We start from the raw sequence: 11,240 nt of genomic DNA on the forward strand, positions 1-11,240 counted from the left end.
CCTCGCTTCGCTATGCGAAGGCTCCGCTCAGCCCGCGCTACCGGCGGGAGTTACACCAACTGTTGGGACACTGCTCATAGCGCCCGGCCATTTGGCCGGGTCTTCCCCATTCAGGAGGTCCCCATGGCGGATTACTTCACCCATTTCTCGTGCTTGCTCGACGTCGGTACCCCCGTCAAGGCTGCCCGCGCGCTCGCGCTGTTCCAGAAACTCCACGCTGCGGATCAGGACGCCGACGATCCGGAGGTCGCGGGCTTTGACATCGTCCACCAGGATGCGCCCGAGGGCAGCGCCCTTTGGATCCATGACGACGACCACGGCGATGTCGAGGCGACCATCCGCTTCGTGCTGCGCCTTGCGGAAGTCCTCGACCTCACCGGCCTCTGGGGGTTCCAGTACGGGCTGACCTGTTCCCGTCCGCGCCTCGACGCTTTCGGCGGCGGCGCGCATGTCATCGATCTCGGCGCGCGCAAGTCAATCGGCTGGACCAGCACGCAAGAATGGCTGGCCGCGGCGCTGAATGGGGAGGACGTCTATGCCTGAGGTCATCTGCACAACAGTCTACCAGTTCCCTGAACTCTCCGACGTCGCCAAGGAAAAGGCGCGCAGCTGGTATCGCGAGCTTGGGCCTCACGACGATTGGTGGGACGCGGTCTACGAGGATTTCGAGCGCATCTGCGATATTCTCGGCGTCCGGCTCAAAACAACCCCCGTGCGGCTGATGGGCGGAGGGACGCGGGCCAAGCCCTGCATCTGGTTTTCTGGGTTCTGGAGCCAAGGGGATGGGGCCTGTTTTGAAGCATACCTCAGCCACACCAAGGGCGCGGCCGCGCGCATCCGGGACTATGCGCCCCAGGACGCGACGCTGCATGGCATAGCCGACTGGCTGCAGGCCATCCAGCGGCGGAATTTCTACCAGCTCGCTGCCGACGTCAGCCACCGCGGCCGCTACTACCACGAATACACCATGTCGGTGGACGTCACCCGCGACAGCCCGACCTGGCAGCCGCCGACCGAGGACGCCGAGGAGATCGTGACCGAGGCGCTGCGTGATCTGGCCCGCTGGCTCTACCGCCAGCTTCAGGCTGAATACGACCACCTGACCTCGGACGAGGCCATAGAGGAGGGGATCATCGTCAACGAGTACACCTTCACCGAAGAAGGGCGCCGGTTCGGGTGAGATCTCGGGAAGTTCATTTGATCTTTACAATGAGGCCATATGATCTATATTCAGGCCAATGGAGGACGCCATGTACATTGCTGAGAAAATCCGGGAACCCGCACAGATCAACGCCGTCGCGTTGAAGGCTTACGCGCGCGTGGTCGATGCTTGGGGCCTTAACCTGAACGAAGCGGCTGGCCTTGCCGATATGACGGTGAGCACGTGGAAGCGCGCCAAGAAGCCGGACTTTGCGGGAGAACTGACCAAGGATCAACTCCTGCGACTCAGTGCGGTGATCGGCATCTACAAGTCGCTCGAACTCTACTTCTCCGAGCCGCTCGCGCGAAGCTGGTTCACCCGACCGAACACAGGGCCGCTGTTCGGGGGTAGCCGTCCGGTTGATACCGCCATCGACGGGGGCTTGCCGCAAATTCTCGCGGTTCGGACCTATCTTGATGCATTGCGCGGTGGGGCATGAAGCAGACCGAGATTTCTGATCGTGGTCTCGTTCGTCTCCTGCCCGCCACTTACCACAAGCCGCCATCCCTGCGCGGTCTCGTCGATACCGATGACGAGATGGAGATCCTCGCAGAGATCGAGGGCCTGACCAGCGGCCGCCTTCTAGCCGAACGTGGCCGCAATCCCCATCTGGACCCGCGCGAGCTTGCCTGGCAGCGGCGCAGCCGCGATCTGCGCATTTACGGCGACAGTCATGTCAACGCTGCCTTCACCTATACCCGCGCCGGCGGGAACCGCTTCAACACCGAAGATCGTGGCGCCTGGTACTGCGCGTGGGAGGTGATGGTTTCTGTCAGCGAAGTGGCCTGGCACCGCACCCGTGAACTCGGCTTTACCGGCAGCTTCCATGACAGCGCTCGCTATGTGGAATTGTTGGCGGATTTCATCGGGATCTTCGATGATCTGACCGATGAGCCGGAACACCCAGCGCTGCATCCCGATTCGGCTGTCGGATATCCCGAGGGCCAAAGCCTGGCCCAACATCTTCGCCGGGCTGGATCGCGGGGCCTGATCTACCCCTCAGTTCGGGCTCCCGCGCCGGGCGGGAATTGCCTCGTCTGCTTCGAGCCCCACGCCATCCAGAACGTCCGGCCGGGCGCGTCTTGGGATCTTGTTTGGGATGGGACACCGCACTACTCGCTTACTGCCGTCGGCTGACGAGTAATGGCGCATGCGCTTTTTTGGGGGGGCGAAGACATGAAACCGGCAAACGGCAACAGGCCGGACGTCACGCATTTGAAGCCGTGTGACCATCAGTTGTTCTTTGAGGCTTTGGACTGAGTCCGCCGGTCTTCTGGGCTTCGTATAGACGCGCTGAGGAAGGCGACGTCTCGGCCCCAAGAGACCACTATAGTTTTCTTCGATGAGGTTGCTTTTCCAGCGTTATGGACGCTCCAATATCACCATTTCCAAAGAACTGAGGGGCTAGCCCCAAGTGGAGGAAGATCTGAAGACGCTGGGTCGAGAGACGACTACGATTTGCGGTGGTTGCCGAAGGCCGATGTGGGCACCTCCCGGCGTCCCGCCGGGCCCAGGTCTTGGTCCTTCGGATAGGAGTTTGACCGAGGCTGATGTCCCCCGGCTAATCTGCTAACCTATAGGTTGGCAACTACGCTCGGTTTGCCAAGCCACGGTATGGCAGAAGCTCCGGAAGGCCGGAGCTAGCCGGTGCCGTGCTCACTTGTTCCCGTCGATCCATTTCGACATCAGCCCCTTGTCGCGGAAGCATTCGTCTGGCACGGCGCGGCGCTTGATGCGGGCGAGGCGCTCGGCAAAGGCGACCTGCTTTGATGTCGGGCGGCTGTCCTGCGCGCCCGGGTTCAGCTTGGCCTGTGCGTCGATCCAGGCGCTCAGGGACCGGCGGTCCTGCTGAACCTCCCAAGGCAGAAGCGTCTGGTTGCGCAGGGCCAGCGACCGCGCATAGGCAATCTGCTTTGGCGTCGCGGGGAGGGCGTAAGTGGTGCTTTCCATCGGGGATCTCCCTTCTTAGCTCGACCTTCAGTATAGAACATAACAGGAACAAAAGCAAGCCACCTGCGGAAATCATGGGGTTTGAGAGGAAGAGGAGGGCCGGGGAAGATCAGGCCTGAGGGTGCCCGAGAGAGGGTGTCCGGGCCTGATCCTGTTCCTCTTTCCGGAGTTTCCCGATGACCCATCTCGCCCCTTTTGCGTCCGAGCGCACGCCTGCGCCTGTTGTCCCCATCCCGCCCCTCGATACGGCCACTGCGATCTTGAGCGTGGCCGAGGCGCTGCAGCCCGATCTGGCGCAGGGTTTCCAGATCGACGCGCTTCGCCTGCGCGTTGAGATGGAGCGCGTCTTTGGCGGCTCTGACGCGACCGGCGCCTGGGACTGGAAGCTGGCCTATGAAGCGGGCGAGGCAGCGCTGGTCCTGTTCCTGCGGAAGTTCGGCCGTGCGCTCCTGGCCCGGGCGGGCACGCCCGCGGCTCTGCTGCCGATTCTTGCCAAGGTGTCCGGCCTTTTGCCGACCCATACGCGGCGGTCTGAAGAGATGGAGCGGTACCAGCAATTCTCGACACCGCTGCCCATGGGGCTGGCGGCACTGGCTGCAGCACAGATCACCGCGCGCGATCTGGTGCTGGAGCCATCGGCTGGGACGGGCCTTCTGGCGGTCCTCGCAGAAATCGCGGGCGGCAGCCTCGCGCTGAACGAGTTGGCCGACACCCGCGCCGATCTTCTGCGCCGCCTGTTTCCGGGGCTTCCGGTCACGGGCTTCTGCGCCGTGGCCAAACCTACAACCCATCGCCAAGCGCGATGAACTGAAGAACACGCGTCCGGCTCGGACAGTTTCGGGCGCGACGACCTGCGAGTGGTGAAAGGAAGATGGCCTGACAGTCGATCGGCGTTCTGAAAACCTCCGGCGAAAAATGGCTCTTTGAAGCCGGCCCCTTTATGAGGATTGGAACGCGCGGATCTCCATCTTGGCGGCGGCAATCATGCCGACATGCCGGATACGTTTGTGCAGACTGATTACGCCGTCACCCAATCGTCGCTTGCAACCGGGGCGGGCCATACGTTTCCCCTCGCGGGGAAATCGAGGTGGAAGCGCACACTTCCACCTGATATTGTGTAGGAAACCTCAATTGATCACTACATGTACCATAGCCCGATCCAGCTCGATGTCTTCCCGACCGACGTGCAGATGGGTTACGATGAACCCTGCGATATCGTTGTCTCCGCGAGTCGTAGCCAATACCGCGTATACCGCCGCTCCCCGGTCCGGTTCAGCGCGCCCATCTCGACCAGGTCCTGCAGATCCCGGGTTGTGGTGGCGCGTGACGTGCCGGTGATGGCGATGTAATTCTCGGCGCTGAGCCCGCCCTTGAACCCCTCGGGCCCCTCTCGGAACATGCGCTCGATCACCTTGGCCTGCCGGTCGTTCAGCCGATCGCGGAACTGGTCGTAGAACTTTGCCTTGGCGATGAAGAAGGCAACCCGCGTCAGTGTGACCTGCTGTGCGTCAATCACGGTCTCGCCGAACCACAAAAGCCACGCGGTCACATCCAGGGTCTTCTGGTGGGCTTCGAGCTGATCGTAGTACCCCTTGCGATCGCGTTCGATCGTATAGGCCAGCGCGATCAGGCTCGGCTGGCCGATGTTCTGGGCGAGGGACTTTTCCGCCAGGGCGCGGCCGAGACGGCCATTGCCGTCCTCGAACGGATGGATACTCTCGAACCACAGATGCCCAAGTGCCGCGCGCGTCAGCGCGGGCAGTGGCGTGGACCCTTCTGGCGCCGTGCGGTTGAACCAGTCGACGAACACGTCCATTTCGCCTTGGACTTGCGCCGACGGCGGCGCTTCGAAATGCACCGTCGGTCGGTCAATGCGGCCGGAGACTATCTGCATGGCGTCGTCATGCCGACGGTAGGCACCGATCGTCTCGAGGCCGCGGTCATGGGACAGGAGCATACCGTGCCAGTGAGAGAGCGTGTCGTGGGTCAGAGGTGCCGCGTGGTTCGAATAAACGTCGACCATCATTTCGGCGATGCCCTGCTCGCGGGGTTTTGATGGTGGGCCCTCCGTGGTCAGTCCGAACTGCCGCCGCAACGAGGACTGGACACTGGACCGGTCCAGGACCTCGCCCTCAATGGCGCTCGTCCGCATCGCCTCCTCACTCAGAAGCTCGATGCGCAGCCGGTCGCGCTCCTCGCCTGTCACATGGCGGACCGCACCAAGGATTTCGCCTGAGGACAGCAGAAATCGCCGTTCGAGTGGCTCGATCGCAGCGCGGTCATAGCGGAAGTTCGGCCAGTTGGGTTGTGTCCAGTTCCAGCGCATGAGCTATAGAATCCCTTTCTATAACTCACTATGTGGCAATTAGATGATTTATGGAAGTGGGTTCTATGCATCGCCAACGAGTCCAAAGGTTGGACACATCTCCATGCAACGGCCCGGATCAGCCGTAGTGTATCCGATCAGACAGGTGTCAGGCGGCGTCGCTTATTGGTTCGTAGCGAACCTCGGCCATAGCATCGTCCAGCCACGCGGGCTGCAGATCGCCATTGTCCCATTGGTAGAGGAAACCCACCAGATTGTCGGTCTTCTTGCAGAGGATGCGCATCATCGGTTCGCCGGTGAGGCGGGGTTTTGGGGTCATGACGCGCTCCTGCTATCTGGACCTCATAACTGGTTAAAGGGAGGTCAAAAATTTCTTGTTGGCGGTGTTAACGACAGGTTTCTGCAACTGCAAGGTGTGGGCGGTAGCTTCGGCAAAAACCCACCGACAAAAGGACAAGTTGTCTTTATAGTCAGGTTGTTGACGTATCATTTTCTCTATTCTGCGCTGCAGCGCGAACGGCAATCTCGTCCAGAATTATGTCGATCTCCGCCCAGACGCGCGGCTCGATCTGGCCGCGGATCAAGGCCCACTTGCTGAGCACATCGAGGGGGTCATGGGCGTGCAGGATGGAAGTCAGCGCATTGGCATCGACGGCCAGTGAAGTGCGCGCGCGCCATTCGGTGATCCGCGTTCTCTGCTCTTCGGATGGTGGGACGAACTCCGGCCCGAGCTGCCAGGTCTTCACGGCACGGCGCAGGGCGGCCCGGATGACATGGGCGGGATCGACGCCGCAGTCGATGAGGGCTTCTTCCTGCCGTTCCAGCGCGTTCACCCGGATATCGATCTTGCGGGTGGCCGGAATGCGTCGAACCCTGGGCTGCGACGCCGTGGGCGCTGTTATGATCTCGGCCGCTGTCTCCGGGCTTGCTTGCGGCGAAGGCACGGAAGGCCTGCTTGGCACCGGCGCTTGATCTTCATCCGCCACGCTCATCGGCATCAGGACGGTCTCTTCCCGATCCGCCTCTTCCCTTCCCGGGTCTTTCTCCCCTTCGGGCAGAAGGGACGCAGCATAGGCTGGGTCGGGCCGGGTGATGGTTGGAATCTTCTTTCTCAACGCCCTGTCCTCACGCGGCCAAGATGTTGTTGAGGATGTCGGTGGCCTCCTCAAGGGCCTCGACGACATGACGGACATGCGGGCGCATGAGTGGGTTTGGGTCGGCCTGCTTTTGCAGCGCGATGGCGTGGAGCAGGCCTTTCTCGTCCATCTCCTTGTAGACGTTGCGGCGCATCATCACCGTCTCAACCACGGGAAACCGAGCGATCGCTACTTCGATCAAGGCGGCATCCGCGCGCGTGGCTTTCGGGTCAACCATGTTCAGAACGACATGGTGGCGCGGCAAGCTCGCCGGGTCATCGACGCGCGCGCGCAACCTTTCGAACCAGTCGGCGGTCTGCGCACCCACATCAAGATCCGAGGTCGAGAGCATGACTGGCGTTACAATGTGATCGGCGAGAACCGCGATCCCGTCCGACCATTCCGCGCCGACGCCTGCCGTGTCGATGAAGACGAAATCCGCCGAGTCCGCATCATAGACCTGTTCGATCTTGCGATCGACGGCCCCCACACTCTCGACCGAGATTGACCGCAGCAGAGGCGACCCCAGACCCGCCGCTTCAGCTCGTTCGTGCCAGGCGCCAAGCACTCCGGTGCTATCAGTGTCGATCAGCAGAACCCGACGCCCGGCAGCCACGGCAGCGCTGATCAGGGCGCGCGAGAGCGTGGTTTTGCCGCTCCCCCCTTTCCGGGCCATCGCGGCGATGACCACGAGATTGTCGTTCGGCATGGGGGCGTAGCCTCCTGCAAAAATAGTGTAATGCTACAAAGATGCAATAATGTCGCTAACCTCTTGGTGCATCGGCGTCAAGCGGAAGGCGGGATGCACGATGCGGTGGGCAGCATGCATTCGCCGTTACGCGTTTTGCGGCAACCAGACAGCGGGGCGCAGGGGACAGACGCCGCGATCCAGGTTGCGCGATGCGGTTGCCAGAAGACGTGCTGCATTTGGCATCCACCAAAGCACGTGAAGCGCGGAACGCGACGCGAGGTGCACGCGACGCCGTGCATTGTGCGGGGTGCGTGATGCGGGCTGCAATCGACACGTCCCACTTGCCTGAAGACGCGAAGCAGAGCGCAAAAGGCACCGTGCATAGGACGTGATGCACGGTGCAGGGAACGCGGGACGCGTTACATTGAGCGCGTTGCGCGCTGCATTTGACAAAGGACGTCAAATCGGCCCCCCGGGCCGATTTTCTACATTGAGTACAAGCCCTTGCTGCCTTCTCCGCTTGTGCTGGGAGAAGGCGGGCTTGTACGAAGGTGGCAAGAAATAGGAACGTTAACTTCAAAATGGCCCGCCGTCGCAGACTGTCAGAGATCGAGCGATCGACCATCGCCCAGGAGCGTCGGAACGGCGTTCCCGCGGCGTCTTTGGCCACGCGCTACGATGTCAGCCTGAAGACGATCTACAACGTGGTGAACCACGCCGATGATCGTCAGACGGCGAACGGTAGCCGATCGCGGGTTGTCGGGATCCGGGTCTCGGAAGAGGACCTGCGCCGGTTCGACACGGCGCTGTCGCGACGCGGGATCGCGCATCGCTCGGATGCCATGCGCCGTCTGATGCTGGCGGCCGAGGGGGTCTTCCTACCCGACGACGAGATGTGCGACGAACTGCGCAACCTCGGAGCAGCCCTGAACCGGGTCGGCAACAACGTGAACCAGATCGCGCGGCGTCTGAACGAGGCCAAGGTGCGGGGCGAGAGACTGTCCTACCCGGCCTCAAGTCACCGCGACGTCCGCGCCCTTGCGGGTCTGGTCTTCGATTTGGCTGACCAGGTCCAGGAGATGTCGCGTGCGCGGCGCAGCGTGTTGGACCTTGAGATCAGTTCTGCCCTCGCAGGCCTCGCCGAGAGGGATGCGAATGGCGCGGAGTGATCGGGTCCGGGGGATCGACCCGGCGCTCTTCGACCGCGGCTGGAGCCGGGTTGCGGGATCCTGGCAGGGGCTTTCCAAGGGCGCGCAGATGGTCCGGGCCGCGCGCGGCTATTCGCCAGCGATCTTCAAACCCATTTCAAAAGGAGGCTGCCACACCGGGGCGCAACTGCGGGCACAGCTCACATATCTCACGACGAAGTCGACCCATATCCTCGACAGCCGCGGCACGCATGACGGGAAGAAGCAACTCTCGGAAGCGGAGATCAACCGCCTGGCGCGACGCTTCGAGAACCAGTGGAACGAGCGCTACAGCCCCAAGCTCGGACATACTTCGCATTTGCTGATGGCATTCCCGGTTGGAACGAGCGGCGACGAGGTGCGCGATATCACCCAAGCTGTTTGCGAGAGGTTCTTTCAAGGTGAGGGGTCGCAATTCGATTATATTGCTGCAATACACCAAGATCGCGCACATCCACATGCGCATATCGTTCTGAACCGCCGCAGCAAGGATGGCGAAATGTTCTTTCTCGGGAAGGATCATCACTTCAACTACGACGCCTTTCGCGAGGCGATGGTCGAGGCAGCCCAAGTTCATGGGATCCGCCTTGAGGCGACGCGTCGTCTGGACCGTGGTGTCACGGCCTACCGCGCCGAGATCGATGAAATCTACAAGGCCCGCGACGAAGGCCGTCCTCCAGTCGAGCGCCAGAGAACCGGCGCTGACCTGGCCGCCGCTCTAGAATCTGTCCGAAGCAACGCTTTGATCTACCGCGGGCTCGCGGCGGAGGCGTCGCGTTCGAATTTCGAAGACGTGGCCGAAGCTCTCGAGATGGCCAGCACCATCCTTGCCAGTGGCGGTCAGATTCAATCTGACGGAGCCATCTACATGTCCCAAGACGAAGCAGCGTTCGACACGCTGATCACCGAGTTTTCTCAGAACATTCGCCAGATCGAGGCGGCGATCGACAAGGCGCCGGCGGCCGAGAGGCCGGTGATCGAGCGCAAGCTGACCGACGTGCTGGCCTCGGTCGCGCATTTGAACCCGCTTGGGGATCGCTCCGCCGCCCTGGTCTATGCCCCGTCCCGGGACGGCATTTATGCAAGGCCAAACGCCAGTGAAGATCACCTCGCGCGTCTTGACGATGGAGAGGTGGCACCAAAGCTGGCCGAGGCGTTGCAAGGCACGGGCATTGACGCCGAGGCAGTAGCCGCGCGTCTGCGGGAAGGGGCTGGCAATTCGGCATTGGAACGCCAGTGGCTGGCACAGGATCTGCAGGCGATTGCCAAAGAAGGGGGACTCGATCTGGAGAAATCTGCGGACCTGGAAGACGCGCTCGACCGGCTGGAAGCCGTGCATGTTCGGTTGGGCGATGTTCTGACCGATGTACGCGTCCTTCGCGCGCCAACCGAGGTCGACGAGGCGGACGACGCCGTGGCAGTGCTTGGTGAGCGGTCAACGACACCTGGGGGTGATCTCGCGCAAGTCGGGTCCGACATTTTTGCCCCATCTGAGCGGCAGGAGTTCAGATCTCTGGTGGCGCAGTTCCGCCGGACGGATTTCGATCATCCGTTTTCAGACGACCCCTCTGTGCGGCGGGCGGGCGCAGTGGAGGTGGAAGAAGCCCGCGCCGCGTTCGACGCCTACGCGCAGAAATCGCCGCAACATGCCGAACTGGCCTCGATGGCTTGGGAGCAGATGACGGACAGTCGAATGCCGCCGCAATATGCGGTATCGGAGCAGGACCGCACGCTTCATGCTGGCGACATGGACCTCGCCTTGCGGGATCCTTCGGATCATCTCGGTCCGATCACCGAAGAGCTCCGCACCCTCGCCCGCTATCGCACGGAGATGCCGGATGACGAGTTCAGTGCAGCCGTCCAGGACGAAATCAACCACCTTCGTTCGCTCGGCGCGTCGCGTGCCTATATCAGCGAGCGCAGCCTCATTATCGAGGACCAGGCGCGACAAGACTTCGCCGAGCGCCGGTATATGGAAGAGACCGCCCCAACCGTCATGGCCTTTGTGCGGAACAACGACGTCGGGGGCCCGCTCTCCGAGTCAGAGCAGCAGGACATCGTCCAGCAGGTCGACGAGCGACTAAGCCCCGACGCAATCGACGCGCTGCGGGCCGGCAACGCAGAAGTCCTCGACAAGTTCACGGAGGATCCGCTGCGCCAGCTGGAACTCGCCAGGACCTATCTTCAAAGCAGCGAGGTCACTGCGCACGGCCCGGCGATGGAGCGCGTTCTCGATGCATTGGCCGAAGAGCAGATCGAGGCGCAGCGCGCGCGCCACGCCGCGGCACATGGTGAGAAGGGGATCACCCATGGATAAAGGCAAGATTGCCCTCGGAGTGTTGAGCCTCGTGCTGGTCGGTCTCGCCATGGGCTATGTCGTGGCGACCGGCTTTGTCATGTTCCGATATGGGCTCTCACCCACGCGTTTCGACGTCACCCTGCTCGCCCGCGAATATCGGGGTCTGTCTCAGTCTGCACCGAAGGACTTCCTCTGGGTGAACCTCATCCTTGGCGGCTTCGGCCTGGCATCGCTGATGCTGAGCGTCACGCTTCTTCGACGGCACCCCCGTCATGGCCGATCTCGACCTGCCGCTCTACAACGGCGATGTCGAGGAACGCGCAGGTATCCCGGCCAAGGTTCATCAGCTCCGCGACCAGATCGCCGCCGCCGATGGATAGTGTCCCGGGAAATGGTGTAACTTTGCTCTTCGGCCTTGGCTCGGCCGCAGTTACAGGGCGGCGATTGTCG

General features: G+C 62.2%; 12 protein-coding genes and 1 pseudogene. 7 read left to right on the forward strand and 6 right to left on the reverse strand.

Translation table 11 applies throughout. The features are described 5' to 3' along the window. The first annotated feature begins 123 nt into the window (after positions 1-123). The 4 genes from HNS34_RS19980 to HNS34_RS19995 are packed head-to-tail and all read left to right on the forward strand — an operon-like array spanning position 124 to position 2,338. A complete protein-coding gene (locus tag HNS34_RS19980; RefSeq protein ID WP_172321844.1) occupies positions 124-543 on the forward strand; it encodes a hypothetical protein in 420 nt (139 codons plus the stop codon). Further along, positions 536-1,180 carry a DUF8835 domain-containing pootine gene (locus HNS34_RS19985; RefSeq protein WP_172321851.1) on the forward strand — a complete coding sequence of 215 codons (645 nt, stop codon included), beginning with the start codon at positions 536-538 and terminating at the stop codon, positions 1,178-1,180. Before HNS34_RS19980 ends, HNS34_RS19985 begins: the two co-directional genes overlap by 8 nt. Positions 1,181-1,238: 58 nt before the next feature. Beyond that, on the forward strand, positions 1,239-1,640 hold the full coding sequence (locus tag HNS34_RS19990) for an MbcA/ParS/Xre antitoxin family protein (protein WP_151975987.1): 402 nt from the start codon (positions 1,239-1,241) through the stop codon (positions 1,638-1,640). After that, a complete protein-coding gene (locus tag HNS34_RS19995; protein WP_172321845.1) occupies positions 1,637-2,338 on the forward strand; it encodes an RES family NAD+ phosphorylase in 702 nt (233 codons plus the stop codon). Before HNS34_RS19990 ends, HNS34_RS19995 begins: the two co-directional genes overlap by 4 nt. Before the next feature lie 519 nt (positions 2,339-2,857). On the opposite strand, the gene HNS34_RS20000 is transcribed toward HNS34_RS19995, so the two are convergent. Further along, positions 2,858-3,151, reverse strand: coding sequence for a hypothetical protein (locus HNS34_RS20000; RefSeq protein ID WP_076981252.1), 294 nt, complete (start codon positions 3,149-3,151; stop codon positions 2,858-2,860). Positions 3,152-3,327: 176 nt separating this feature from the next. Between HNS34_RS20000 and HNS34_RS20005 the strand changes: the two are divergent. After that, a pseudogene (locus tag HNS34_RS20005) lies at positions 3,328-3,921 on the forward strand (methylase); the annotation flags it as partial. Positions 3,922-4,346: 425 nt separating this feature from the next. On the opposite strand, the gene HNS34_RS20010 reads toward HNS34_RS20005, so the two are convergent. The 4 genes from HNS34_RS20010 to HNS34_RS20025 all read right to left on the reverse strand — a co-directional run bounded on the left by HNS34_RS20010 (position 4,347) and on the right by HNS34_RS20025 (position 7,322). Beyond that, positions 4,347-5,477, reverse strand: coding sequence for a Fic family protein (locus tag HNS34_RS20010; RefSeq protein WP_172321846.1), 1,131 nt, complete (start codon positions 5,475-5,477; stop codon positions 4,347-4,349). 148 nt (positions 5,478-5,625) lie between these two features. Next, the gene (locus HNS34_RS20015) at positions 5,626-5,796 is read right to left on the reverse strand and encodes a hypothetical protein (protein ID WP_172321843.1); all 171 of its coding nucleotides are present in this window, start codon (positions 5,794-5,796) and stop codon (positions 5,626-5,628) included. Between the two features lie 151 nt (positions 5,797-5,947). Further along, positions 5,948-6,592, reverse strand: coding sequence for a hypothetical protein (locus tag HNS34_RS20020; RefSeq protein WP_172321847.1), 645 nt, complete (start codon positions 6,590-6,592; stop codon positions 5,948-5,950). Between the two features lie 10 nt (positions 6,593-6,602). Next, entirely contained in the window at positions 6,603-7,322 is a 720-nt protein-coding gene (locus tag HNS34_RS20025; protein WP_172321848.1) for a ParA family protein, read from the reverse strand. Positions 7,323-7,885: 563 nt separating this feature from the next. Here HNS34_RS20025 and mobC point away from each other — a divergent pair. After that, on the forward strand, positions 7,886-8,473 hold the full coding sequence (gene mobC / locus HNS34_RS20030; protein WP_172321849.1) for a plasmid mobilization relaxosome protein MobC: 588 nt from the start codon (positions 7,886-7,888) through the stop codon (positions 8,471-8,473). Further along, positions 8,460-10,808 carry a relaxase/mobilization nuclease domain-containing protein gene (locus tag HNS34_RS20035; RefSeq protein ID WP_172321850.1) on the forward strand — a complete coding sequence of 783 codons (2,349 nt, stop codon included), beginning with the start codon at positions 8,460-8,462 and terminating at the stop codon, positions 10,806-10,808. The genes mobC and HNS34_RS20035 overlap by 14 nt, the downstream gene beginning before the upstream one ends. Before the next feature lie 227 nt (positions 10,809-11,035). Here the strand turns inward: HNS34_RS20035 and HNS34_RS21060 are convergent. Beyond that, positions 11,036-11,240: hypothetical protein (locus HNS34_RS21060; protein WP_214647559.1), on the reverse strand; the 205-nt coding region annotated here is incomplete at its 5' end.

It is taken from the genome of Alterinioella nitratireducens, from assembly GCF_013155465.1.
Lineage (GTDB): Bacteria > Pseudomonadota > Alphaproteobacteria > Rhodobacterales > Rhodobacteraceae > Alterinioella > Alterinioella nitratireducens.

Bases quoted from the DNA above. Each gene is read 5' to 3' on its own strand.
- HNS34_RS19980 (WP_172321844.1), top strand. From the start codon at position 124: ATGGCGGATTACTTCACCCATTTCTCGTGCTTGCTCGACGTCGGTACC.
- HNS34_RS19985 (WP_172321851.1), top strand. From the start codon at position 536: ATGCCTGAGGTCATCTGCACAACAGTCTACCAGTTCCCTGAACTCTCC.
- HNS34_RS19990 (WP_151975987.1), top strand. From the start codon at position 1,239: ATGGAGGACGCCATGTACATTGCTGAGAAAATCCGGGAACCCGCACAG.
- HNS34_RS19995 (WP_172321845.1), top strand. From the start codon at position 1,637: ATGAAGCAGACCGAGATTTCTGATCGTGGTCTCGTTCGTCTCCTGCCC.
- HNS34_RS20000 (WP_076981252.1), bottom strand. From the start codon at position 3,151: ATGGAAAGCACCACTTACGCCCTCCCCGCGACGCCAAAGCAGATTGCC.
- HNS34_RS20010 (WP_172321846.1), bottom strand. From the start codon at position 5,477: ATGCGCTGGAACTGGACACAACCCAACTGGCCGAACTTCCGCTATGAC.
- HNS34_RS20015 (WP_172321843.1), bottom strand. From the start codon at position 5,796: ATGACCCCAAAACCCCGCCTCACCGGCGAACCGATGATGCGCATCCTC.
- HNS34_RS20025 (WP_172321848.1), bottom strand. From the start codon at position 7,322: ATGCCGAACGACAATCTCGTGGTCATCGCCGCGATGGCCCGGAAAGGG.
- mobC (WP_172321849.1), top strand. From the start codon at position 7,886: ATGGCCCGCCGTCGCAGACTGTCAGAGATCGAGCGATCGACCATCGCC.
- HNS34_RS20035 (WP_172321850.1), top strand. From the start codon at position 8,460: ATGGCGCGGAGTGATCGGGTCCGGGGGATCGACCCGGCGCTCTTCGAC.